21 protein-coding genes are annotated in these 23,572 nt (G+C 63.0%); 9 read left to right on the forward strand and 12 right to left on the reverse strand.

Annotation, left to right across the window (positions count from 1 at the left end; all coding sequences use genetic code 11):
- The first annotated feature begins 18 nt into the window (after positions 1–18).
- The 7 genes from ACP15W_RS06425 (at position 19) to ACP15W_RS06455 (ending at position 7,450) form a co-directional block, all read left to right on the forward strand.
- Complete coding sequence (locus ACP15W_RS06425) at positions 19–1,206, forward strand: toxic anion resistance protein (RefSeq protein WP_424932026.1); 1,188 nt, start codon at positions 19–21, stop codon at positions 1,204–1,206.
- Between the two features lie 14 nt (positions 1,207–1,220).
- Positions 1,221–2,258, forward strand: a complete 1,038-nt coding sequence (locus tag ACP15W_RS06430) for a DUF2927 domain-containing protein (RefSeq protein WP_424932027.1) — start codon at positions 1,221–1,223, stop codon at positions 2,256–2,258.
- 132 nt (positions 2,259–2,390) lie between these two features.
- Positions 2,391–3,059: a DUF998 domain-containing protein gene (locus tag ACP15W_RS06435; protein ID WP_424932028.1), complete on the forward strand. Its 669-nt coding sequence runs from the start codon at positions 2,391–2,393 to the stop codon at positions 3,057–3,059.
- A 137-nt stretch (positions 3,060–3,196) separates the two neighbouring features.
- Entirely contained in the window at positions 3,197–4,324 is a 1,128-nt protein-coding gene (locus ACP15W_RS06440) for an SPFH domain-containing protein (RefSeq protein ID WP_424932029.1), read from the forward strand.
- Between the two features lie 90 nt (positions 4,325–4,414).
- The gene (locus ACP15W_RS06445) at positions 4,415–5,548 is read left to right on the forward strand and encodes a primosomal protein N' (replication factor Y) - superfamily II helicase (RefSeq protein ID WP_424932030.1); all 1,134 of its coding nucleotides are present in this window, start codon (positions 4,415–4,417) and stop codon (positions 5,546–5,548) included.
- Between the two features lie 3 nt (positions 5,549–5,551).
- Positions 5,552–6,520 (forward strand): hypothetical protein, encoded by a 969-nt coding sequence (locus ACP15W_RS06450; RefSeq protein WP_424932031.1) that lies wholly within the window; start codon positions 5,552–5,554, stop codon positions 6,518–6,520.
- A gap of 147 nt (positions 6,521–6,667) precedes the next feature.
- On the forward strand, positions 6,668–7,450 hold the full coding sequence (locus tag ACP15W_RS06455) for a DUF4394 domain-containing protein (protein ID WP_424932032.1): 783 nt from the start codon (positions 6,668–6,670) through the stop codon (positions 7,448–7,450).
- Positions 7,451–7,524: 74 nt separating this feature from the next.
- Here ACP15W_RS06455 and ACP15W_RS06460 read toward each other — a convergent pair whose 3' ends face one another.
- The 9 genes from ACP15W_RS06460 to tkt all read right to left on the reverse strand — a co-directional run bounded on the left by ACP15W_RS06460 (position 7,525) and on the right by tkt (position 19,100).
- Positions 7,525–8,979, reverse strand: coding sequence for a mannose-1-phosphate guanylyltransferase/mannose-6-phosphate isomerase (locus tag ACP15W_RS06460; RefSeq protein ID WP_424932033.1), 1,455 nt, complete (start codon positions 8,977–8,979; stop codon positions 7,525–7,527).
- A 335-nt stretch (positions 8,980–9,314) separates the two neighbouring features.
- Complete coding sequence (locus ACP15W_RS06465; protein ID WP_424932034.1) at positions 9,315–10,637, reverse strand: pyruvate dehydrogenase complex dihydrolipoamide acetyltransferase; 1,323 nt, start codon at positions 10,635–10,637, stop codon at positions 9,315–9,317.
- Positions 10,638–10,647: 10 nt separating this feature from the next.
- Positions 10,648–12,066: a pyruvate dehydrogenase complex E1 component subunit beta gene (locus tag ACP15W_RS06470; RefSeq protein ID WP_424932035.1), complete on the reverse strand. Its 1,419-nt coding sequence runs from the start codon at positions 12,064–12,066 to the stop codon at positions 10,648–10,650.
- Positions 12,067–12,083: 17 nt separating this feature from the next.
- Positions 12,084–13,073 (reverse strand): pyruvate dehydrogenase (acetyl-transferring) E1 component subunit alpha, encoded by a 990-nt coding sequence (gene pdhA, locus ACP15W_RS06475; RefSeq protein WP_424932036.1) that lies wholly within the window; start codon positions 13,071–13,073, stop codon positions 12,084–12,086.
- Between the two features lie 231 nt (positions 13,074–13,304).
- Entirely contained in the window at positions 13,305–13,613 is a 309-nt protein-coding gene (locus ACP15W_RS06480; protein ID WP_424932037.1) for an FtsB family cell division protein, read from the reverse strand.
- A gap of 86 nt (positions 13,614–13,699) precedes the next feature.
- Positions 13,700–14,656, reverse strand: a complete 957-nt coding sequence (locus ACP15W_RS06485) for a YihY/virulence factor BrkB family protein (protein WP_424932038.1) — start codon at positions 14,654–14,656, stop codon at positions 13,700–13,702.
- A gap of 233 nt (positions 14,657–14,889) precedes the next feature.
- Positions 14,890–15,819 (reverse strand): class I fructose-bisphosphate aldolase, encoded by a 930-nt coding sequence (locus tag ACP15W_RS06490; RefSeq protein ID WP_424932039.1) that lies wholly within the window; start codon positions 15,817–15,819, stop codon positions 14,890–14,892.
- Positions 15,820–15,852: 33 nt separating this feature from the next.
- Entirely contained in the window at positions 15,853–17,034 is a 1,182-nt protein-coding gene (locus ACP15W_RS06495; RefSeq protein ID WP_424932040.1) for a phosphoglycerate kinase, read from the reverse strand.
- A 47-nt stretch (positions 17,035–17,081) separates the two neighbouring features.
- A complete protein-coding gene (tkt, locus tag ACP15W_RS06500) occupies positions 17,082–19,100 on the reverse strand; it encodes a transketolase (protein WP_424932041.1) in 2,019 nt (672 codons plus the stop codon).
- Positions 19,101–19,397: 297 nt separating this feature from the next.
- Here tkt and ACP15W_RS06505 point away from each other — a divergent pair, with 297 nt between their 5' ends.
- Together ACP15W_RS06505 and ACP15W_RS06510 are read left to right on the forward strand one after the other, a co-directional pair.
- Positions 19,398–19,649: a hypothetical protein gene (locus ACP15W_RS06505; RefSeq protein WP_424932042.1), complete on the forward strand. Its 252-nt coding sequence runs from the start codon at positions 19,398–19,400 to the stop codon at positions 19,647–19,649.
- 1 nt (position 19,650) lies between these two features.
- A complete protein-coding gene (locus ACP15W_RS06510) occupies positions 19,651–20,094 on the forward strand; it encodes a cell division protein ZapA (protein WP_424932043.1) in 444 nt (147 codons plus the stop codon).
- A 52-nt stretch (positions 20,095–20,146) separates the two neighbouring features.
- Here ACP15W_RS06510 and grxD read toward each other — a convergent pair whose 3' ends face one another.
- From grxD to purL, 3 genes are all read right to left on the reverse strand, one after another.
- Positions 20,147–20,521, reverse strand: a complete 375-nt coding sequence (gene grxD / locus ACP15W_RS06515; protein WP_424932044.1) for a Grx4 family monothiol glutaredoxin — start codon at positions 20,519–20,521, stop codon at positions 20,147–20,149.
- 6 nt (positions 20,522–20,527) lie between these two features.
- On the reverse strand, positions 20,528–20,770 hold the full coding sequence (locus ACP15W_RS06520; protein WP_424932045.1) for a BolA/IbaG family iron-sulfur metabolism protein: 243 nt from the start codon (positions 20,768–20,770) through the stop codon (positions 20,528–20,530).
- A 65-nt stretch (positions 20,771–20,835) separates the two neighbouring features.
- Complete coding sequence (gene purL, locus ACP15W_RS06525) at positions 20,836–23,013, reverse strand: phosphoribosylformylglycinamidine synthase subunit PurL (RefSeq protein ID WP_424932289.1); 2,178 nt, start codon at positions 23,011–23,013, stop codon at positions 20,836–20,838.
- Positions 23,014–23,572 lie beyond the last annotated feature (559 nt).

The following is a 23,572-nucleotide window of genomic DNA, read 5'->3' on the forward strand; positions in this document are numbered from 1 at the left end:
CAACCAGGAGAAATGCAGATGGCTGAGGATATCCGGGCAAAGGCCGCAGCGGCGCAAGAGGAAGTCGATGCGCTGGGTGCCGTGGCATTGCCCGAACCGAAGGCGGAGATTGTTCCCGCCGACACGCTGGACCCTGCAATTCAATCAAGAGTTGAATGCCTGAAATCGGAGATCGACCTCTCGAATACCCAGTCGATCATCCGGTTCGGATCCGCCGCTCAGACCGACCTGCAATCCATCAGCCAGCAGATGCTCAGCGACGTGCGCAACAAGGACGTCGGGCCTGCAGGCGATTCCCTGCGTGAAATGGTCACGTCGCTTCGCGGGTTCTCGGTCAAGGAACTCGATCCCAACCGCAAGCAAAGCTGGTGGGAGCGGCTGACCGGCAAGGCAAAGCCGATGGCCGAGTTCATGGCGCGATACGAGAGCGTGCAGGTGCAGATCGACCGCATCACCGAAAACCTGCTCACCCATGAACACACGTTGCTCAAGGATGTGAAGGCGCTCGACAAGCTCTACGAGAAGACCCTCGAATTCTACGACGAACTGGCTCTCTATATCGCGGCGGGCGAGCAGCGGGTCGCGGAACTGGACGAGACCGAGATTCCGGCCAAGGAAGCCGAGGTTCAGGCCGCGCCTGAACAGGAAGGCGTTCTGAAGGCGCAGGAACTCAGGGACCTGCGTGCGGCGCGCGACGATCTGGAACGCCGGGTTCACGATCTGAAGCTCACGCGGCAGGTGACGATGCAGTCTCTGCCCTCGATTCGGCTCGTTCAGGAGAACGACAAGAGCCTCGTGAACAAGATCCATTCGACGCTCGTGAACACGGTGCCGCTTTGGGAAACCCAGCTTGCGCAGGCGGTGACCATCCACCGCTCCCGCAAGGCCGCGCAGGACGTACGGGCCGCGAACGATCTGACCAACGAACTTCTCACCGCCAATGCAAAGAACCTGCGCGAAGCAAATGCCGAGATCCGGACCGAACTCGAGCGGGGTGTCTTCGATATCACAGCGGTTGAAAAGGCGAATGCAGATCTCATCGCGACTATTGAGGACTCACTCCGGATCGCGGATGAGGGCAAGGCGAAGCGTGCCGAGGCGGAACAGTCGCTCGTCCGCATGGAGGGCGAACTGAAACAGACCCTGGCCGCGGCCAAATCCAAGGCCACCGGGCTTGGTGATACTGTTTCTGGTGTGAACGGCTAGAAGTAAGGATACGGATGGGGGAAGGCTCGGCAGGTATTGCTTCCGGTTCAAGAAAACCGGCCTGCATTCGCTCCCCCTACCTCCGTGCTGGGGTGCGCGCGGCCTGCCTGCTCGGCTGCGTCTCTTTCCTGGATGCCTGCACCTTCGGTGGATCGCGCAACCTTCCGTCCGATCCTTCTCTGACTGCTGCGCCGGAAGATCTGGCGGAGCCACCAGAGCAGGGAACGGACGCGCTCTCTGCTCTCTATGCCGATGTCGAGGGGCAGTTGACCTCGACGGGGCGGATGCGACGGGATGTGGCCCCGATCGATGCGCCTTACTCGGTTGACGATCTTGTGCGGAATTTCGAGCGGATCGCGCTCTACGACGAGTATGTCGATGTGGATGGGCGTTTCCTGCAATCGGAAACACCGGCCTACCTGCGGCGTTGGGAGCAGCCTGTGCGGGTTGCGGTGATGACCGGTCCGTCTGTCCTTCCAGAGGAGGCCGCCCGGGACCGGGCCAATGTGGCCGCGTTCACCAACAGGCTGTCAAGGTTGACCGGGGTGGACATGGCGCTGGCCAACGGCCCGGATGTCAACTTTCTCGTGCTGTTCATGAACAACTCCGAGCAGCAGGCTTTCGGTCGTGAGGTTGCGGCGCGCTTCCCGAGTTTTTCGCCTGCGGTCACCAGTGCAATTGCTGAAACCCAGCTCGATACGTTCTGTACCGCCTATGCGTTCAGCAACCCGGACCAACCGGCGCTCTATGCCGCTGTGCTGATCCTGATCCGCGCGGAACACCCGCCGCTCACGAAGCTTTCCTGCGTCCACGAGGAGATGGCTCAGGCGATGGGGCTGCCGAATGACAGTCCCGATGCACGGCCGTCGCTGTTCAATGACAGCCTGGAGTTCGCTCTCCTGACCGAGCATGACGAAATTCTGCTTCGCATGCTCTATGATCCCCGCCTCGAACCGGGAATGACGGCCGAGGAAGCGCGACCCTTGCTGCCCGCCGTGGCGCAGGATGCGATGCAAGAGGAACGCGCGGCACAGACGGCAGGCAGCAGCTAGACCTGTTTCGCGCCGGCGCTATCGGGCAGGTGCAACGAACGATGGACCTCTCAGCATCTGGCGCTATCTGACCTTCCCGAAGCCCCGAAAGCCGGGCAGGGGCCGACCAATACCCGACGAGAGGAGATTGCGATGTTCGAGGCCCCGGGCGCCAGACACAGCAGCGCCGAGGTGGTCGCCGACGAACGGCCCGAACTCCTCTTGTTCTGCGGCATTGTCGGCTTCATCGGCTCACTCACCCCGCTTGTCACGCTTCTCGTGTCATGGCCGATCGCCGAACACGACTTCATCGCGGACACGGTGAGCGATCTGGCACGCGGGCCGCACAAGTGGATCATGGACCTCGGGTTCTACGTCAGTGCCGCCGGCCTCCTCGGCCTCGCGATCGGGGCGGCCCATGTCCATCTCGGTCGGATGGCCTGGTCACTCGGCATCTTCTGTCTGTGCTTTCTTGCCCTGTTCGTGGTTCTGCTCGGTCTCTGGGACGAGTTCCACAACGTGGGTGACGAGGCAACCGGCATGACGGTACACACCAAGCTCACCTTCTTTCTGGGCCCGCTCTACACCGCGGGGCCGCTCCTGACCGCAAAGGGTGCGGCGGGGATTTCGCGAACATATGGCTGGCTCTTCGTCGCGAGCGCGGTGATCTGGCTGAGCTTTGCCGCGGCATTCCTGATGGCACCCACCGCGTATGACGGGATCATCGAGAAGATCGCCATCGCGGCTACGCTGCTCTGGACGCTGCCGCTCTCGCATATCTTCTTCTGGCGCGGCTATGACAAGCTCCATCGCCTGACCTGAGGTGTCGGTCGCGTTAACCCAGAAGGCATGTCGCAAGTCGTGGCGGAGCCGGAAACAAGGCCCTATAGTCGTGCCGGGGCGCATGGCGACGGCGTCCCGACGAAGCCGACCGATCCACGAGCCGAGCAGGTGAACGCATGGCCCTCTTCAATTTTCTTCGCGGTGAATTCATCGATGTCATCGAATGGACGGATGATACTCGCGACACCATCGTCTGGCGGTTCCAGCGGCGGGACAATGCGATCAAATACGGCGCGAAGCTGACGGTGCGCGAGGGACAGGCGGCGGTTTTCGTCCACGAGGGCCAGCTCGCGGATGTCTTCACGTCCGGTCTCTACCAGCTCGAGACCAACAACATGCCGATCCTGACCTCGCTTCAGCACTGGGATCACGGCTTCTCGAGCCCGTTCAAGTCTGAGATCTATTTCGTCAACCTGCGCCGCTTCACGGACCTGAAATGGGGCACGCGCAATCCCATCATGTGCCGCGATCCGGAGTTCGGCCCGGTGCGGCTGCGCGCTTTCGGCACATACACCATGCGGGTGGCCGATCCGGGTCGCTTCATGACCGAGATCGTCGGAACCGATGGCGAGTTCACCACCGAGGAAATCTCGTTCCAGATCCGCAATATCATCGTCACCCATTTCAGCCAGATCATTGCATCCTCCGGCATTCCCGTGCTCGACATGGCGGCGAACACGCTCGATCTCGCGAAGCTGGTCCATGAGAAGATCGCGCCCATGGTCGAGGCCTACGGTCTCGAACTTCCGGCCTTCATGATCGAAAACATCTCGCTGCCCTCCGAGGTTGAGGCTGCGCTCGACAAGCGCAGCTCCGCCTCCTTCGCCGGCGATCTGCGGCGCTATACCGATTTTGCCGCCGCCGAAGCGATGACAAAATCCGCCGAGAACCCCGGTGGGGGCGGGGGCATGGCCGCGGGAATGGGCATGGGAATGGGCATGGCGATGGCCGAGCGCATGGCCAAGTCCGGTCCCTGGGGCTCTGCTCCGGCTCCGGCGGCACAGGCCGGCACGCCTGCGCCGCCACCACCCCCCGCGGCCGAACCGCGCTGGCATCTGGCGGAGGGCGGCGCGTCCAAGGGGCCCTTCACCCAGCTGCAACTCGAGAAGATGGCCGCCGAGGGCAGCTTCACGCGGGAAACCTATGTCTGGACGCCCGGAAGCGCGGGCTGGATCCATGCCGGAGAGGTGGCCGAGCTTGCGCCGGTTTTCGCGCAGGTTCCCCCGCCACCCCCGCTTGCATGACCAGCCGGAACCTGGGCAGAGGCCATGCAGAACCCGTGCACGCCCACCTGACCTGTCCGCTGTTCGTGGGCTGTCCGGGGGTGACCTGCCATGGATAATCCGTGGGCCAAGGAAATGGCGACGATCGAGAATGTGCCCCTCGAAGAGCATCGCTTTCCGTGCCCGGCCTGCGGCGCGGACCTGCGTTTCGCCCCCGGCACGGACAATCTTGCCTGCGACCACTGCGGCCATGCAGAGCCGATCCAGGCACCGCGAGGCGCACTTCGCGAACTCGACCTGCGCAGCGCCGAGAAGGGCGGGATCTCCGAAGAAGACCTTGAGGAAACACGCACGGCGCGCTGCGGCAGTTGTGGCGCGGAAGTGGAGTTCGCCGCGGGCGTTCATGCCGAAACCTGCCCGTTCTGTGCCTCTCCCCTCGTGACCGACACGGGGGCAAACAGACACATCAAGCCCCAGGGCCAACTGCCCTTTCTCATAGCCGAGGAGGAGGCGCGACAGGCGTTACGCAAATGGCTCGGACGCCTCTGGTTTGCACCCTCCGACCTCAAGAAATACGCCAGCGCCGAACGGGCGCTCGACGGCATCTATGTGCCCTACTGGACCTATGACGCCGAAACGCGCTCACGCTACACCGGCCAGCGCGGCACGGTCCATCACAAGACGAAACGCGTTCCGGTGATGGTGAAGGGCAAGCGGCGGATGCAGAACGTGACGACATCTGAGGTCCGGTGGCGACCCGCGAGCGGCCGCGTGGCGCGAGATTTCGACGATGTTCTGGTGCCCGGAACGACCAGCCTCCCAAAACGCTTTGTTGATGCCATCGCCCCGTGGGACCTGTCGGCCCTCCTGCGCTACGATCCGCGGTATCTGGCAGGGTTTCGTGCCGAAGCCTACGGGCGTTCCGTTCAGGAGGGCTACGAAGACGCGCGGGCGATCATGAATTCGGTCATCACTCAGGATGTGCGTCGGGATATCGGTGGGGATCGGCAGAAGATCACCCGGCTTGAAACGGATGTGGGCCGGCTGACTTTCAAGCACGTGCTCCTGCCCGTCTGGATGGCGGCCTATCGCTACCGGGGCAAGAGCTACCGGTTCGTGGTCAATGCGCGGACGGGTGCGGTCGAGGGAGAGCGACCCTGGTCGCCGGGCAAGATCGCGATTGCCGTCGTGCTTGGCCTCATCGTCGCCTTGGCGATTGCCTGGCTTCAGATCAGCCAAAACTGACCCATGATGCGCGGGCATGACATTGGAGGCCTGACCCTGCCTCTCGCCATGCGATGGCTCGGGAGGGTGCTGTGCAGCGGGTATCTGGCTTTCGCCACTCAGACCTTGGCGGACCCGCCGCCGGTCGTGTTCGAAGCCACAGAATCCGCGCTCGCGCTCTGCGACGTTCGGGGCGAGGAAGGCCAGATCCGCGAAGGCTACGAGACAACCGTGGACCTGAACGGCGATGCCTTGCCCGACTACATCCTCGATTTCGGCAAGATCGAATGCGGTGGTGCGGGCGGCCCGGGCTGTGGTTCTTTCGGATGCGAAATTTCGGTCTGGCTCTCGCGTCCCAATGGAGAATACCAGCAGATCCCGCTTGGCCGTGGAATGTCCTATGATCTTCTACGGCCAGCAGTTGCCCTGCCAAGCGTGCAGGTCATCAAGGGAGGCCAGGCCTGCGCGGGCGCCGGTCTTTCTTCGTCCGTCTGCACGCAGACCTGGCACTTTGCGGGTGAAACGCCCGAAGCCGGGCCCGTCGTGATGCCGGCACCAAGGCGCCCCGAGAAAAGGCCTCCGCCAGAAGCCCTGCCACGCCTGCCTGCCGAACCGGGCTGGACGCTGCGCCAATCCGCGGATGGGCGTCCGGTGGCCCTTGGTATCGCCTCCGGCAACCTTCAGTCTCTGGGTGCCTTCTGTCTCCAGGATATGCCGTTTCTCGTTCTGAGGTTCGCCGAGCGGCCGGCGCAGGACGAGCTTTGGGTTGGCTTTGGCTTTTCCTCCGGTGTGGTCGAGGCACAGGCCCATTTCGAGGAAACCGCCGGCGATGCCTTCGTCATCGACCTTTCCGGATCGTCTCTTGCCGCACGTCTCGCCGGGGCGGATCAGTCGGTAGATGTTGCCTATGGGGGCTCGGTGGTCGAGACGATCTCGCTCGCGGGATCAAGCCGGAGCTTGCGCGCAGCCCTTGGCCCCTGCCTCGATCTGTGATCTCCCGGACAATCAAAGGGCAGGGGGCAGTGCTCCTTTCTCACGTGTTCGTGATCCCTGCATCCGATCGCGAAGCGCTGCGGGTAACCGATGCGAGACCGGCCGATCAGGCCGCCTCGTTGATTGGTTGAAAGAAAGGACACCGACATGCTTCGTATTGCAGCATTCTCGACCGCCGCGTTGGCACTCTCGGTATCGGCTTCCGCTGCCGCTCCCGCCATTGGGCTTGTGGGCGACAAGACCCTTGTGATGTTCGACACCGAAACGCTCGAGGTTTCGGGCGCGACCGAGCTCCTGGGCGTCGAACGGCTGCTGGGCATCGACATGCGGCCTGCGGATGGCACCCTCGTTGGAGTGACCGAGGATTTCAGGGTCCTTGAGCTTGATATCGAGGGCCAGACCGCACGGGAAATGTCCCGGATGGACACGCCGCTTCCTGTCTCGGACATGCCGGTGATCGTCGACTTCAATCCGATGGCCGACAAGCTGCGGTTCATGACCGGGACCACCAATCACCGGGTCGATGTCGATACGGGCGCAGTCACAGTCGATGGCAGTCTCGCCTTCGAGGGGAACGACATGCACGCCGGAGAAGCTCCTGCAATTGTCGCGGCAGCTTATATCAACAGCTACGGCAAGCCGGAAGGCACAGCGATGTATGACATCGATTCCACGATCATCGCGCTGATCCAGCAGACCTCGCCCAACGACGGCACTCTTGCAGCCATCGGCAAGCTCGGCCTTGATGCGCCTTCGGAGACCTATGCCTTCGACATCGAAACCAGCGCGGAGCTGGAGAACACCGGTTGGCTGGTGAACGGCAACACTCTCTACACGGTCGATCTGGAATCAGGCATGGCGACCGAGAAGGGATCGCTTGCCGGCATCAACGGCGAGATCCGCGACATCACGGTCCTGCACGAGATGTAATCTGCCGAGACACCATGTTTACAAGAGCAGAGGACCCGCCAAAGGGCGGGTCCTCGAGGTGTGCAAGCTGAGGCTCAGGTGCGTGCGTAGACGTCTTCGTACCGGATGATGTCGTCCTCACCGAGATAGGGACCGGACTGGACCTCGATGAGGTGCAGATCGACCTTGCCCGGGTTCTCCAGCCGGTGGACGTTGCCCACGGGGATGTAGATCGACTGGTTCTCAGTCAGCAGGTGCACATCCTCGGGCGCAGGGGTCTCGGTGGCAGCATTCGTCACGCGGGCCGCGCCTTGAACCACGACCCAGTGTTCGGACCGGTGCACGTGGGATTGCAACGAAAGCTGGCCGCCAGGATGGACCATGATCCGCTTGACCTGGAAACGGGAGCCGAGCGAAAGCGTCTCGTACCAGCCCCAGGGGCGATGGTAGCGCGGAAACTCCGTGGCTTGCTTGCGTCCCTTGGTCTTGAGGAGATCGACCGCTTCCTTGACCCGCTGGCCTTCCGTGATATCGGCCACCAGCACGGCATCGTGCATGGCAACGGCAACGATGTTCTTGAGCCCGATCCCGATCACGGTCTGATCGTCGGATTCCGAGCGAAGAAGCGTATTCTCGCAATCGATCGCATGTGCGTCTCCGCCAAGGGCGACGCCGGTTTCATCCGGGCCCATTGCGCGGGAAATCGCATCCCACGATCCCAGATCCGACCATTCCGCCGCAAAAGGCACAACGGCGAGGTTGGAGGATTTCTCCATGATCGCGTAGTCGATGGAGTTCGACGGCGCGCGGGACCATGCCTCCGGATCGAGCCGCAGGAAGTTCAGGTCGGCCTGTGCCTGCGCGACCGCGGCGCGCACCGCTACCGTCATCTCGGGTTGATGCGTTTCGAAGGCCCTGATCACGGCTGGAACCGAAAAGAGGAAAATCCCGCTGTTCCACAGATGCCTGCCGCCGGCCAGCATGGCCTCCGCGGTGGCAAGATCCGGCTTCTCGACAAAATTCTTGAGCGAGACCGGCTTGGGGGCGGCATCCATGTCGAGCGGATCGTGCAACTCGAGATAGCCGTATCCCGTCTCCGGGCGGCTCGGGGCGATACCGAAGGTGACGAGATTGCCCTCCTTGGCGGACTCGAGACCCGAAAGCGCCGTTTCCCGGAAAGCCGCACTGTCCGGAATGGCATGGTCCGAGGGACAGACGAGCAAGATCCCGTCGGGGTGAAGCTCCGCAGCCTTCAACGCCGCGGCAAGCACGGCGGGCCCCGTGTTGCGCCCGTCTGGTTCGATCAGCACCGCGCCGGCTGCGCGACCGATACCGGCCATCTGCTCTGTCGCGATGAAGCGGAACTCGGAATTCGTGACGATGATGGGTGCAGCGAAGTCGGGATCGGGAAACCGCTCGACCGTCTGCTGAAACAGGCTCTTCTCGCCCAGAATGCGGCCGAATTGCTTGGGGTAGCTCTTGCGCGACAGGGGCCAGAGCCGAGTGCCGGAGCCCCCGCAGAGGATGACGGGGACGATCGCCTGTGACATCTAACTACTCCTTGAAAGACTGAACGGATGGAGAGCCGGTTCTTGTGCCGGAACTTGATCCGCCAAAAGGGTTACAAAATCAATCATGCCTGCCAGTCTTCACCGCAATATCGCCAAGGTTTCATTCGAAGCCATGGCACCCGTGAAGGTGGAAGGCGCTACCGGCACGAATCTAACCGGGAGCGAGAAGGTTTCAAAAGCTTTTCGAGCCCAAACAGCTCTGGATTTTCTGAAATGTATTGGATGTGCCAACACGCCACGAACAGCGTGGCCCATTGGAATTATGAAGGGGTGTTCGGCGCGCCGCGCGTGAGGCAGCGCGCCGTGATAGACTATCAGGTCAGCATGGTGAGCGGCTTCTCGAGCGAAGTCTTGAGCTTGTCGAGCCACTCCGCGCCGAGCGCGCCATCGATGACACGGTGATCGACGGAAAGTGTCACCGACATCATGGTCGCAACCTCGACCTCGCCCTCGGCATTGACGATCGGCTTCTTCACGCCGGCGCCCACCGCGAGGATCGAGGCGTGCGGCGGGTTGATCACCGCATCGAAGTTCTCGACGCCCATCATCCCGAGGTTGGAGACCGCAAAGCTGCCGCCCTGGTATTCGTGCGGCGCGAGCTTGCGATCGCGGGCACGCTTCGCCAGATCCTTCATTTCCGCCGAGATGGCCGACATCGTCTTGACGTCCGCGTCCCGGATCACCGGAGTGAAGAGACCGCCTTCAATGGCCACAGCCACCGCGACGTCGGCGCGTTCGAACTTGAGGACCCGGTCACCCGCCCAGACCGCATTGCAGTCCGGAACCTGTGTCAGGGCCAGCGCCGAGGCCTTGATGATGAAGTCGTTGACCGAGAGCTTGACCCCGCGCTCTTCCAGTTCCTTGTTGAGCTGGCTCCGGAATTTGAGCAGCGCATCGAGACGAATCTCGCGGCGCAGGTAGAAGTGGGGGATGGTCTGCTTCGCTTCGGTAAGCCGCGCCGCGATGGTCTTCCGCATACCGTCGAGGGTGACTTCCTCGTAGTTGCGATCGGTATACATCTTCTTGATCGCATCGGCATTGGGAGAGGCAGGCGTTGCCGGAGCCGGTGCTGCCGCGGCAGGAGCGTCCTTCTTGGCTGGCGCTGCAGCCTCGGGCTTCGCACTCTCGACATCGGCCTTGACGATCCGACCATGCGGCCCGCTGCCCTTGACCTTCGTCAGATCAAGACCCTTCTCGGCCGCAATCCGGCGCGCGAGCGGCGAGGCGAAGATGCGATCGCCGGAAGAGGACGAAGGGGCCGCCGGTGCAGGGGTTGCCGCAGCAGCGGCAGCGGGTGCTGCCTCAGGTGCCGGCGCAGAAGCCGCCTCGGGCGCAGCATCGCTGTCGCCGCCTCCGCCGGACCCGGCATCGGCCGGGATGTCATCCGCGCTTTCACCCTCTTCGAGCAGCACCGCGATCGGTTCGTTGACCTTCACGCCGGCGGTCCCCTCGTCGATGAGGATCTTGCCGAGCGTGCCTTCATCGACCGCTTCGAACTCCATCGTCGCCTTGTCGGTTTCGATCTCGGCGATGATGTCTCCGGAGGAGATCGTATCCCCCTCCTTCTTCAGCCACTTGGCGAGGGTGCCCTCCTCCATGGTGGGGGAGAGCGCGGGCATCAGGATATTGACAGGCATTGCTCTCTCCTCAGCGGTAGGTCACGGCCTTGACGGCGGCGATCACTTCGGGCGTGGTCACCAGCGCCAGCTTCTCGAGGTTCGCGGCATAGGGCATCGGCACGTCCTTGCCGGTGCAGTTCAGCACGGGCGCATCGAGCCAGTCGAAAGCCTCGGTCATCAGAACCGACGAGATGTGGCTGCCGATGGAGCAGACCGGGAAGCCTTCCTCGACCGTCACGCAGCGATTGGTCTTCTTCACCGAATTGATCACCGTTTCGGTGTCGAGCGGACGCAGGGAGCGCAGGTCGATCACCTCTGCGGAGATGCCGTCCTTCTCGAGTTCCTCGGCGGCGGTCATGGCGTAGGTCATGCCGATGCCGAAGCTCACGATGGTCACATCCGTGCCCGGCTTCGCAATGCGTGCCTTGCCGATCGGCAGGGTGAAATCTTCGAGATCTGGAACTTCGAAGGTGCGGCCATAGAGAATCTCGTTCTCCAGGAAGACCACCGGGTTCGGATCGCGGATCGCAGCCTTCAGCAGACCCTTGGCGTCAGCCGCCGAGTAAGGCTGAACGACCTTAAGGCCCGGAACCTGAGCATAGGTGGTGGCGAAGTCGTGGCTGTGCTGAGCCGCAACGCGCGCCGCAGCGCCGTTCGGGCCGCGGAACACCATCGGCGCACCCATCTGACCGCCCGACATGTAGAGCGTCTTGGCGGCCGAGTTGATGATGTGGTCGATGGCCTGAAGCGCGAAGTTGAAGGTCATGAACTCCACGATCGGGCGGAGCCCGGCGAAGGCCATGCCAACTGCAAGCCCGGCAAACCCGTGCTCGGTGATCGGCGTGTCGATGACGCGCTTCGCACCGAACTCGTCGAGCAGACCTTGCGTGATCTTGTAGGCGCCCTGGTATTCGGCAACCTCCTCACCCATCAGAAGCACGTCACCGTCGCGACGCATCTCCTCGGCCATCGCGTCGCGCAAAGCTTCGCGCACGGTCTGGCTCTTGTAGGTCGTGCCTTCAGGCACTTCCGGAGCGGGCGGGGTGTCGATGTTCGGGGCGGCCTTGGGCTGCGCGCCGGGGCCCTCGGGCTCGAGGCCTTCGCCGGCCTTGCCCGACGATGTCTCGGATGCGGATTCCTCCGCGGGCGCAGCTGCCTCTTCACCACCGCCCGAAGCCAGTTCCTCCGCGGCGGATGCATCTTCGCCCTCTTCGAGCAGTACCGCGATCGGCGTGTTGACCTTAACGCCCGCCGTCCCTTCCTCGACGAGGATCTTGCCGAGCACGCCTTCATCGACGGCCTCGAACTCCATCGTCGCCTTGTCGGTTTCGATCTCGGCGATGATGTCACCCGAGGTGATCGTGTCGCCTTCCTTTTTGAGCCAGTTTGCGAGTGTGCCCTCTTCCATCGTCGGAGAGAGCGCCGGCATCAGAATTTGTGTAGCCATGTCTAATCAATCCCCCCTCAGCGATACACGTCCGTCCAGAGCTCGGCTTCGGCCGGCTCCGGGCTTTCCTGCGCGAACTTGGCGGATTCGTTGATGACGCCCTTGATTTCCTTGTCGATCGCCTTCAGGTCGTCTTCGCTCGCCAGCCCGGCAGATACCAGCAGGTCGCGGACATGATCTATCGGGTCGCGCTCCTCGCGCATCTTCTGGACCTCTTCACGGGTGCGGTATTTCGCCGGGTCCGACATGGAGTGTCCCCGGTATCGGTAGGTGTTCATTTCGAGGATGTAGGGGCCTTCGCCCGCACGGCAGTGATCCACCGCCTTCTGTCCGGCATCACGCACCGCGAGCACATCCATGCCGTCAACCGCCTCACCGGGGATGCCGAAGGCTTCGCCGCGCGTGTAGAGCGCAGGCGTCGAGGAGGCGCGGGCGAGCGAGGTGCCCATGGCATACTGGTTGTTCTCGATCACGAAGATGCAGGGCAGCTTCCAGAGTGACGCCATGTTGAAGGTCTCGTAGACCTGACCCTGGTTGGCCGCGCCATCGCCGAAATAGTTGAAGCTGACATTGTCATTGCCCCGATACTTGTTCGCGTAGGCAAGGCCCGCACCGATCGGCACGCTTGCGCCCACGATGCCGTGGCCGCCGTAGAAATCCTTCTCCTTGGAGAACATGTGCATCGAGCCGCCCTTGCCCTTGGAGTAGCCTCCTTCGCGGCCGGTGAGCTCTGCCATCACGCCCTTGGGGTCCATGCCGCAAGCCAGCATGTGGCCGTGATCGCGATATGTGGTGACCCGCTGATCGCCATCCTTGGCGGTCGACTCGAGGCCGACAACAACAGCTTCCTGACCGATGTAGAGGTGGCAGAAGCCGCCGATCTGGCCCATGCCGTAAAGCTGTCCGGCCTTTTCCTCGAAACGCCGGATCAGCAGCATTTCCCGGTAGTACGTCTCGAGTTCTTCCTTAGACGCGTTGGGTTTTCCCGTGCGTTTGCCCGTCGCCATGCGTTCCCCCTCGAAATGGTTTAACGTTGAACCATTCCGGATTATACTGAATATCAACCGTATGAAAACCCCTTGACGCAGGATACGGGATCAATCGGCAAGAAAGTGGGGGTTGCGTTTTAGGAAAGCCTGTCCAAACGGGAGTAGGGGAACAATGCTGCGCGGATCGCGGCAAGAATTGCGGTCAATCATTGCGCACAGCCCGGATGCTTTCGAACTGTTGCGCCGCTCTCAGGGGATGATGATCTCGTCTTCGCGCCCCAGGCTGAGAACCTTGCGCGATTGCTCGTCGAGCAACTCGAGATCGAGACTTTCTACCGACAACCGGCGCACCTTGTTCTCGGCCAAAGCTCTCTCGGCGCGGATTTCGGCCAGTTCGGTTTCGAGCCGATTCTCCTGCGCCTCGATCTCGATCAATCGAAAGAGCCCGTAGTTCCCCTGCAAGCCCGTGTAGGTCAGGTAGCAGATGAAGCCGATGAAGACGATCGCGAAGACTGCGCTTCCGGCGCTGAGCGGCCGCGTTTCTGTGCCCTTTTCCATGCCTCGGTACCATCATTTCTTGTATTTTCCGATACCCTCGCAGATTTGCCTGAAGAAAGGAATACCCGACACGTGGGGCCGGAGGCTCACGGCACGCTGCCAATCTTGTCGGCGACAACCGCTCCACGCTCACCCATCGGTTTGTCATGCCCCGTCGTGGTGTCGAGAGAGGTCTGGTGTTCCATCTCCGAGTTGATCTCGGCTCCAAGCAGCACGATGAAAGCCGAAAGCCAGAGCCACGTCAGTAGAATGATCACCCCTCCGAGCGCCCCGTAGGATTCGTTGTATGTGCCGAAGTTGCGCACGTAGAGTGAGAAGGCGATCGATCCCGCAATCCACAGCAGCGTCGCGACCACCGAACCCCAGGTGACCCACCGCCATTGCGGCGACTCGCGCGACGGCCCGAAACGGTAGAGCACCGCGAGGCCCCAGATGGTGAGAATCGCGAGGATCGGCCAGCGGATCCATCCCACGATACCGACCAGAAGATTTGACAGGCCGAGATTGTCGATCAGCGCAGGCAGGGCAACGGTTGCCGCGAGCGCGATGACCGCACTGATGGTCAGCAGGAAGGTGAGCGCGATCGAGACGAGATAGAGCCGGACAATGCCCCGCTTCTCCTCCTCGTGGTAGGCGATGTTCATCCCTTCCATCAGGGTGCGAACACTCTTGGACGCGCCGTAGACGGAAATCGACAGTGCGATCAGCGCCGCAATCCCCAGACCGCTGCTGGGCTGGGCGGCAATCTGCTGTGCCTGTGCCTGGATGATCCCGGCGGCGTTTTCCGGTAGGATCGAAAGGATGCTGGAGAGCTGTTCTTCAACCAGCGCAGGTTCCATGAAAAGACCCGCGATCGAGACGAGCGCACCGATTGCCGGGAAGATCGAGAGGAGCGTATAGAAGGCGACACCCGCCGAAACGACCGACACATGATCGGTGTTCAGGCTCTGCCAGACCCGAATGAGGATGTCCCGCCAGCCAAGCCAGGGGATCTCACTTGGGCTCGATGCGTCCCTGCCACGTGTCGCTGCTGCCTCTGCCATGCCATCTCCGCTTGCCGTTCCGTTGCACGGTTAACTCTGGCAATGCGGTCTGGTTCCGCGAAAGAATCGCATGAAAATGGAAGAGACGGGCGGGCGTGAAAGATATGGGCGGCATCTGGGCGAACATCAGATGCTCCTCGGAAGCGCAGATTGCTTCCCCTTCGTGGCACCGGGTTTGCGAAACCGGGGCACAACGGCCCCGGTTCATTATCATCGGACCTTGCAGGTCCCGATCAGGCCTTGCCGAGATAGATGTCGGTCAGCTTGCCGAGCAGATCGAGCGCGTCTTCGCGGGAGCGCTGGAAGCTGTTGCGACCGATGATCGAGCCATTGCCGCCGCCGGCGAGGATTGCGCGGGCGTCGTCGTAGACCGCATCCGAACCCTTCGATGCGCCACCCGAGAAGACGATGATCCGGCGGCCGTCGAAGGAGGCCTGCACGCAGTGCTTCACGCGCGCCGCGAGAGACGCGATATCGATGCTCTGCTCGGAATAGACCTTCTGGCACTCCGGCTGCATCAGGTGATCGGTGGAAAGCTTGATCTTGATGATATGCGCGCCGAGCAGGGCCGCGATATGAGCGGCATAGGCCCCGACATCCACCGCCGTCTCGCCTTCCTTGGTCACGCCTTCACCGCGCGGGTAGGACCAGATCACGGTCGCGATGCCCTTGGAGGCCGCTTCCTTGCGCATCTCGACGATCTCTTCGAACATGTCGAACATGGCGTCGGAGCCGGGGTAGACGGTGAAACCGATCGCGGAACAGCCGAGACGCAGCGCATCATCGACGGAAGCGGTCACTGCCTGGTTCTTCGCCGCGGTGCCGGACATCAGCGAGTTCGCCGAGTTCACCTTGAGGATCGTCGGGATCTGGCCGGCGAAGGTGTCTGCCCCCGCTTCGAGCGGACCGAGCGGGGCTGCGTAGGCGTTGAGGCCCGCATCGATGGCAAGCTGGTAGTGGTAGTGCGGATCATAGCCGGCCGGATTTGGGGCGAAGCTGCGCGCAGGGCCGTGCTCGAAGCCCTGGTCGACCGGCAGGATGATCATCTTGCCCGTGCCGGCAAGCTTACCGGTCATCAGCATCTGGCAGAGCTTGCCCTTGACGCCCGGATTCTCGCCTTCGTAGTAGCTCAGGATCTTCTTTACTTCAGCTGTCGCCTGCATGATCGTTCCTTCACTTAAACAATGACAATCTGCTCAAGACTGGTCGAGCGCGGCCACGCCGGGCAACGTCTTGCCTTCCAGCCATTCCAAAAATGCACCACCCGCGGTGGAGACATAGGTGAAGTCTTCCGCAGCCCCGCTGGTGTTGAGGGCCGCAACCGTATCGCCCCCACCGGCAACCGAGAGAACCCGGCCCGCCTTGGTAAGTGCGGCTGCCCGCCGCGCGGCGGCATCGGTCGCTGCATTGAAAGGCTTGATCTCGAAGGCTCCGAGAGGACCGTTCCAGACGATCGTTTTCGCGGCCTCGAAGACCACGGCGATCTGGGCGATCGTGGCCGGCCCTGCATCGAGAATCATCGCATCCGGCGGGCAGGCATTGGCCGCTACGATCTCGTGCGGCGCCTCTGCCTTGAATTCCTTGGCCACCACCACATCGGTCGGAAGCAGGATCGTGCAATTGGCAGCTTCGCTCCTGTCCATGATCTCCTTGGCCGTGGAGGTCATGTCGTGCTCGCAGAGCGACTTGCCAACGTCGATGCCCTGAGCCGCGAGGAAGGTGTTGGCCATCCCGCCGCCGATCACGACCGTATCGACCCGTTCGATCAGGTTTCCCAGCAATTCGAGCTTGGTGGAAACCTTGGCGCCGCCCACAACCGCGACGACCGGACGTTCCGGCTGGCCCAGCGCCTTTTCCAGCGCCTCCAGCTCGGCCTGCATCAGGCGCCCGGCGCAGGAGGGCAGCAGCTTCGCCACACCTTCGGTCGAGGCGTGCGCCCGGTGCGCGGCCGAGAACGCGTCATTGCAGTAGACATCTCCGAGGCTGGCAAGAAACTTCGCCATTTCCGGATCGTTCTTCTCCTCGCCCGGGGAGAAGCGGGTGTTCTCCACCAGCACGATGCTGTCCTGGGGCAGTGCGTCGAGCGCATCGCGGTTCGGGGTCTCGACGAACTCGACCTTGTGTCCGAAGGTTTCCTCGAGCGAGGGCAGCGTGACCCGCAACGACATTTCCGGCACGACCTTGCCCTTTGGGCGTCCGAAATGGGCGAGAAGGACGGGCTTGCCGCCCTTCGCCAGGATGTCCTTGATCGTGGGAGCAATCCGCTCGATGCGGGTCGCGTCGGTGACCTTTCCGTTGTCGACGGGGACGTTGATGTCGACTCGCGTCAACACAACCTTCCCTGAGAGATCCATATCGTCGAGTGTCTTCCAGGCCATGCGTTTCCTCACCGTTCGGTTGAATTCATCCCGTCACGCCCGGACTGTTACAGCAGGTTCTCCACCTTCTCCGCAACCGCTTCCGGTGTGATTCCGAAATGCTTGAAAAGTTCTGGGGCAGGGCCGGAGGCACCGAAACCGTCCATCCCGACGAAATCCGCCTTCTTCTCCGAACCGCGTTCGCCGAGCAGCCAGCGGTCCCAGCCCATGCGGATTCCGGCTTCCACCCCGACGCGCACCGGCCCGGAGGGCAGAACGCTGCGGCGGTACTTCTCGTCCTGCGCTTCGAAGAGCTCCCAGCAGGGCATGGAAACCACGCGCGTTCCGATCCCCTTTGCCTGAAGGATGTCGCGCGCGCCCATGGCCACGGAGATCTCCGAGCCGGAGGCAAGAATGATCGCACGGCGCTTGCCGTCCGCGTCCGCGAGCGTATAGGCGCCCCGAGCGGAAAGGTTGTTCCGGCCGTGGGCGGCCCGCAGCATTGGAAGTCCCTGGCGGGAAAGAGCGAGCACAGACGGCAGTTTCGGGCCCGTCAGCGCGCACTCCCAGGCTTCCGCCGTTTCGACGATATCCGCGGGGCGGAAAACGTTGAGGTCGGGCATGGCGCGAAGAGCCGCGAGGTGCTCCACCGGCTGGTGTGTCGGCCCATCTTCACCGAGGCCGATCGAATCGTGCGTCAGGACGTAGACCACGCGCTGCTTCATCAGGGACGAGAGCCGGATCGCGCCGCGTGCATAGTCGCTGAAGACAAGGAATGTTCCGCCATAGGGGATCATGCCGCCATGCAGCGCGATCCCGTTCATGGCGGCCGCCATGCCATGCTCACGGATGCCGTAGTGGACGTAACGCCCGTCGCGGTTCTCCGCGTCGAAGATGGCAAGGCCCTTCGTCAGCGTATTGTTGGAACCGGTCAGGTCCGCAGAACCACCGATGGTTTCGGGCAGCAGGTCGTTGACCACCTCGAGAACCTTCTCCGAAGCCGCGCGCGTCGCGATCTTCGGGGCGGCCTCGACCTGCGTCTTGCGGAAATCGGTCAGCGCCTTGACGAGCTTCGAGGGTGTCGTTCCGGAGAGGCAACGCTCGAATTCGGCCTTCTTGCGCGCGGGCAGCTTTTCAAGCCGCGTTTCCCAGTCTGAACGGGCATCGCGTCCACGCGAACCGATGGCGCGCCAGGCGGAGAGAATTTCTGCCGGAATCTCGAAGGGCGGGTGCGTCCAACCGTAGATTTCGCGGACCTTCTCGATTTCGTCCAGACCGAGCGGCGAGCCATGCGCGCCCTTGGTGTCCTGCTTGTTCGGTGCCCCGAAGCCGATATGGGTGCGGCAATCGATCAGTGCGGGCAGGTCGCTGGCCTTCGCTTCGGTGATGGCGCGGTCGATATCCTCTGGATCGTGACCGTTGCACGAATGCACGGACCAGCCGGATGCGGCGAAACGTGCGCCCTGGTCCGTGATGTCGGAGAGCAGGACCTTTCCGTCGATCGAGATGCCGTTGTTGTCCCAGAGCACGATGAGGCGGGAGAGCTTCTGGCGCCCGGCAAGGCCGATGGCCTCCTGGCTGATGCCCTCCATCAGGCAGCCGTCGCCCGCGATCACATAGGTATGGTGATCGACGACCTTGCGGCTGAAACGTGCGGCGAGCGCCTCCTCGGCCATCGCGAAACCGACCGCGGTTGCAAGGCCCTGACCCAGCGGACCGGTCGTGGTCTCGATGCCGGTGGCATGGCCGAATTCGGGGTGACCGGCGCATTTCGAGCCGAGCTGGCGGAAATTGCGCAGATCCTCGAGGCTCATGTCCTCGTAGCCGCTCAGGTAGAGCAGGCCGTAAAGCAGCATGGAGCCGTGACCGGCGGAAAGGATGAAGCGGTCGCGATCGGCCCAGTGCGGCGCGCTCGCATCGAACTTCAGGTGCTTCTCGAACAGGACGGTTGCGACGTCCGCCATTCCCATCGGCATTCCCGGATGACCGGAATTCGCCTGCTGGACGGCATCCATCGCGAGAACCCGAAGGGCAGCGGCCTTTTCCCAATGCGCGGCGTGAAGGTTGCGCAGATCGGAGATATCCAAGGTTTTGCCCCCCAAATTGTTGCGGTTCGTACCCGTAAGCGGCACGCAACCGGCATTCGGGCGCACTGATAACAGCAAGAAAGGAAGGGTCAAGGCGATTTCGCTGGCTGTTTGCATCCGATGGGTGAGCTTCCCGCGACGCGTGCGCGGTCGGGTGCCGAAATCGGCAAAGCCGCAGGGCGGCGGTTCCGGTTTTTCGCGTAAGGGCAATGAAATCCCACGAAACATCCCGTGGGCTGATTGCATTGTCCGGAATGCCTGCCTAAAACTGGAACCCGACGTTTCGGAAGAGCACGCATGGGTCAAGTGAATCAACTCGAGATACAATTTGCCCGCGCCCTGGATCGGCTCCGGGAAGCGATTGCAACGCGGGCACCGGCGGGAGAAGCCCCGGAGGCCGAACAGTTGCGCCAGAGGGTGGCCTCGCTGGAGAATGACAAGGCCAAGCTCCTCGAGGAGCTTGTGAGCATCCGGGCCAAGCGCGACAAGGATGTCGCTGCGCTCGACCAGCTCATCTCCCAGCTGAAACCCCTGATCGAGGAGGCCTGAAGTGCCGGAACTCATTCTCGAAATCGGTGGCCGCGTCTACGAAGTGGCCTGCGATGAGGGGCAGGAGAAGTCGCTCGAGGCCGCAGCCGCGCTCCTCGACACCCAGGCCCAGCAGATCCCGGAGAACGCCTCGGCCTCGACCGAGAAGCGGATGCTGCTGCTGGCGGGTCTGATGATGGCGGACACGACGGCGAACGAACGCCGGCAGTTGGCCGATACCGAGGAGAAGCTGCGCGAAGCCGAAGAGCGCATTCGAATCGCCGAGGCCAAGGCCGCGATGCTGGCGGCGAATGTCCTGAAGGCCGAGAATGCGTCCGAGCGTTACCAGGGCAGCGAGGATGCCGAGCAGCTTCGCGCCGAGAACGAAATTGCCGTGGACCTGTTGTCGAAGGTGCTCGACGATCTCCACGAACTTGCCACGAAAGTGGAGACCGGCAAGGTCTGAGCGATGTGGCATCCCGGCCCCGTTCGGGAAGGGCCGGGCGCCTCGCAGAGGCTCAGCTGTCTGCCGTGTTGGCTTCGCGGATCTTGTCCGCGGCTTCCTTGTTGAAGGCGACGCCCTTGGTCGCCAGAAGCGAATCCAGTTCGCCCGACAGGGTCATCTCGGTGATGATGTCGCAGCCACCGACGAATTCGCCCTTGACGTAGAGCTGCGGGATCGTCGGCCAGTCGGAAAACGACTTGATCCCGCTGCGCAGGCCTTCGTCCGCCAGCACGTTGACGTCCTTGAAGTCGACTTCGAGATAGCGCAGCACCCCGGCCACGCGATGGGAGAAGCCGCATTGCGGCGCGGTTTTCGTGCCCTTCATGAAAAGCACGACATCATTGGCGTCGATATCGGCCTTGATTGCCTCGTGGGCTGTGTCAGTCATAAGTTCCTACTCCGGTGCCTTGGTCGTCAGGGCCAGCGCATGTAGCTCGCCCTGCGATCCATCCATCTTTCCCTTGAGCGCAGCATAGACCATCTGATGCTGCTTGACCCTGTTGAGGCCGCGGAATTCTTCCGCCGTTACGGTGGCTGCGTAGTGATCGCCGTCACCCGCAAGATCGGTGATCTCGATCTTCGCCGTCGGAAAGGCCTCGCGTATCAGGTGTTCGATATCCGCCGCTTCCATGGCCATTGGTTTGCTCCCGCAAATATCCTTATTGTCCCAAAGGTAAAACCCGGCCGCTGCCGCCGCAAGGGCTACCCGAGCAGTTTGGTGAGGGCCGAGCCGTGCGTTTCGCGAAGCACATCGAGCGCAACCGTGCTCTTGCCCAGCCGGATGTCCGCGCCGCCGCATTCCCCGACCGGTGCGAACGGCACATCGGAGGCTTGGGCCGCGGCTTCAAGTTCCGCGGCCTTCCCGGGCCGGCAGGCAATCAGATAGCGCCCCTGATCCTCGCCGAAGAACCAGCCCGCAGATGTGAGGCTCGGCTCGTCGCGAATCGTGATCCCGTGCCCAGAGGCCAGTGCCATCTCGGCGGCCGCAACCGCGAGCCCGCCATCCGAGAGGTCATGCGCGGCCGATACCAGCCCGACCGACTTTGCCTTGCGGATGAACACGCCTGCCGTGCGTTCGGCCATCAGGTCGACGCGCGGCGCATCGCCGTCCTCGCGGCCGAAAAGCTCGGCAAGCAGTGCGCTCTGCCCGAGATGACCTTCGCATTTCCCGAGGAGGTAGAGCTTGTCACCGTCGCCCGGCGCCATGGGAATGGCATCATGCAGCGAATTGAGCAGGCCCACGGCGCCAATTGTCGGCGTAGGCAATATCGCAGTTCCGTCTGTCTCGTTGTAGAGGCTCACGTTGCCAGAGACGATCGGCATGTCGAGCGCGGCGCAGGCCGCACCGATCCCCTGGATGCAGCCGACGAACTGCCCCATGATCTCGGGTTTCTCCGGGTTGCCGAAGTTGAGATTGTCGGTCGTCGCGAGCGGCAGCGCACCGGTCGCCGAAAGGTTGCGGTAGGCTTCTGCCACCGCCTGCATCCCGCCCTGAACCGGATTGGCACGGCAGTAGCGCGGCGTCACGTCCGCGGTGAAGGCGATGGCCTTGCCCGTGCCATGGACGCGCACGATCCCCGCATCGCAGCCCGGCGGCTGGGCGGTATCGGCCATCACCATCGTGTCGTATTGTTCCCAGACCCAGTCCCGCTTGCCGAGATTGGCGCTGCCCATCAATTTCAGGAGCGCGTCGGCCGGGTCGATGTCCGGCACGTCGCCAAGTGCCGGGGCCGGCGGCGGCTGCACCCAGGGCCGGTCGTATTCCGGGGCTTCACCCGACAGCGCCTTGAGGGGCAGATCGGCTTTCACCTCGCCGTTCATCACGACAAGGAACCGGTCCTCGGGAATGGTCTCGCCGACGATGGCGAAATCGAGATCCCACTTGTCGAAGACGGCGCGCGCCTCCGCTTCCTTTTCCGGGCGCAGAACCATGAGCATCCGCTCCTGGCTCTCGGACAGCATCATCTCGTAGGCGCTCATCGCCTCTTCGCGCACCGGCACCCGCTCCAGATCGAGCCGGATGCCGAGATTGCCCTTGTCGCCCATCTCCACGGCGGAGCAGGTCAGGCCCGCGGCCCCCATGTCCTGGATCGAGATGACCGCACCGGTGGTCATCAGTTCGAGGCAGGCTTCCATCAGCCGCTTCTCGGTGAAGGGGTCGCCCACCTGCACCGTCGGCCGCTTCTCCTCGATGCTCTCGTCGAATTCCGCCGATGCCATCGTCGCACCGCCCACGCCGTCACGGCCGGTCTTGGCACCGAGGTAGACCACCGGCATGCCCACACCCGAAGCCGCCGAGTAGAAGATCTTGTCCGCATCCGCGAGACCGGCGGCAAAGGCGTTGACGAGGCAATTGCCGTTGTAGGCCGCGTGGAAGCGCAGTTCGCCGCCCACCGTCGGCACTCCGAAGCAGTTGCCGTAGCCGCCGACCCCGGCCACGACCCCGTGCACGAGGCTGCGGGTCTTGGGGTGGTCCGGCTCGCCGAAGGACAGCGCGTTCATCGCCGCGATGGGGCGCGCGCCCATGGTGAACACGTCGCGCAGGATGCCGCCCACGCCCGTCGCCGCACCCTGGTAGGGCTCGATGTAGGAGGGGTGGTTGTGGCTCTCCATCTTGAAGACGAGCGCCTGACCGTCACCGATATCCACCACACCCGCATTCTCGCCGGGGCCGCAGATGACCTGCGGGCCGGTGGTGGGCAGAGTGCGCAGCCACTTCTTCGACGACTTGTAGGAGCAGTGCTCGTTCCACATGGCGGAGAAGATGCCGAGCTCGGTCAGGCTCGGGGTCCGCCCGATCAGATCAAGGATGCGCTGATATTCGTCTGGCTTCAGGCCATGCGCCGCGATGAGGTCTTCGGTGATCTCGGGTTCGGTCAGGGTAGCGCTGTCGGCCATGGCAGGGCGGTCCAATCGTCTCGGGTCGAGGGGTTTCCCCACCCCATAGCGCCGCGACGCAGCGAACGGAAGGCTGACATGGAAAAATGCCGTTGCGCGGGGGCTGTCGTTGTGGCTCGAACGCGTTCCTTGGGAATGGGCGGCGCGCCGCCATTCGCCGTCGCCCCAAAGTCGGCAGCGCGGATAAGGCTGCCGGTCGTCGGGTCTAATCAAATGCCGCTCTCGGCCCATCATGCCATCATTGCTGGGAAGCCATGGCACGGGACAAGCCGAAGGCGCCGTGCCTGCGACGGCCCGACCGGGCGGGCTGGCGCATCGTCGATGTCGGGACATACAACCGATCCAGGCAATGTCGTCACCATCAATTGTGTCGAACAGACGGCTTTGCGCCAACCCCCGGTCCGCCGCCGGCTCGGCCTCGCAAAACGGCGGCGAACCGCGCAGTTCTGTCGTTCGGGTCCCGCGTAGCATTGGTCACAAAAGGCTCACCACTTTCGTTCCCAGCAAAACCCATGAAGGTTCGGAGAGGGCGGTTTGCGAC

Origin of the sequence: Amaricoccus macauensis (assembly GCF_049800915.1) — a bacterium.
Classification (GTDB): Bacteria; Pseudomonadota; Alphaproteobacteria; order Rhodobacterales; family Rhodobacteraceae; genus Amaricoccus; species Amaricoccus macauensis_A.

Coding starts and splice junctions, on each gene's coding strand:
- ACP15W_RS06495 (WP_424932040.1), bottom strand. CDS start 17,034: ATGGCCTGGAAGACACTCGACGATATGGATCTCTCAGGGAAGGTTGTG.
- ACP15W_RS06485 (WP_424932038.1), bottom strand. CDS start 14,656: ATGGCAGAGGCAGCAGCGACACGTGGCAGGGACGCATCGAGCCCAAGT.
- ACP15W_RS06460 (WP_424932033.1), bottom strand. CDS start 8,979: ATGTCACAGGCGATCGTCCCCGTCATCCTCTGCGGGGGCTCCGGCACT.
- ACP15W_RS06470 (WP_424932035.1), bottom strand. CDS start 12,066: ATGGCTACACAAATTCTGATGCCGGCGCTCTCTCCGACGATGGAAGAG.
- ACP15W_RS06425 (WP_424932026.1), top strand. CDS start 19: ATGGCTGAGGATATCCGGGCAAAGGCCGCAGCGGCGCAAGAGGAAGTC.
- ACP15W_RS06435 (WP_424932028.1), top strand. CDS start 2,391: ATGTTCGAGGCCCCGGGCGCCAGACACAGCAGCGCCGAGGTGGTCGCC.
- ACP15W_RS06520 (WP_424932045.1), bottom strand. CDS start 20,770: ATGGCCATGGAAGCGGCGGATATCGAACACCTGATACGCGAGGCCTTT.
- pdhA (WP_424932036.1), bottom strand. CDS start 13,073: ATGGCGACGGGCAAACGCACGGGAAAACCCAACGCGTCTAAGGAAGAA.
- ACP15W_RS06465 (WP_424932034.1), bottom strand. CDS start 10,637: ATGCCTGTCAATATCCTGATGCCCGCGCTCTCCCCCACCATGGAGGAG.
- ACP15W_RS06445 (WP_424932030.1), top strand. CDS start 4,415: ATGGATAATCCGTGGGCCAAGGAAATGGCGACGATCGAGAATGTGCCC.
- ACP15W_RS06480 (WP_424932037.1), bottom strand. CDS start 13,613: ATGGAAAAGGGCACAGAAACGCGGCCGCTCAGCGCCGGAAGCGCAGTC.
- ACP15W_RS06440 (WP_424932029.1), top strand. CDS start 3,197: ATGGCCCTCTTCAATTTTCTTCGCGGTGAATTCATCGATGTCATCGAA.
- ACP15W_RS06490 (WP_424932039.1), bottom strand. CDS start 15,819: ATGCAGGCGACAGCTGAAGTAAAGAAGATCCTGAGCTACTACGAAGGC.
- ACP15W_RS06430 (WP_424932027.1), top strand. CDS start 1,221: ATGGGGGAAGGCTCGGCAGGTATTGCTTCCGGTTCAAGAAAACCGGCC.
- ACP15W_RS06450 (WP_424932031.1), top strand. CDS start 5,552: ATGATGCGCGGGCATGACATTGGAGGCCTGACCCTGCCTCTCGCCATG.
- ACP15W_RS06455 (WP_424932032.1), top strand. CDS start 6,668: ATGCTTCGTATTGCAGCATTCTCGACCGCCGCGTTGGCACTCTCGGTA.
- grxD (WP_424932044.1), bottom strand. CDS start 20,521: ATGACTGACACAGCCCACGAGGCAATCAAGGCCGATATCGACGCCAAT.
- ACP15W_RS06505 (WP_424932042.1), top strand. CDS start 19,398: ATGGGTCAAGTGAATCAACTCGAGATACAATTTGCCCGCGCCCTGGAT.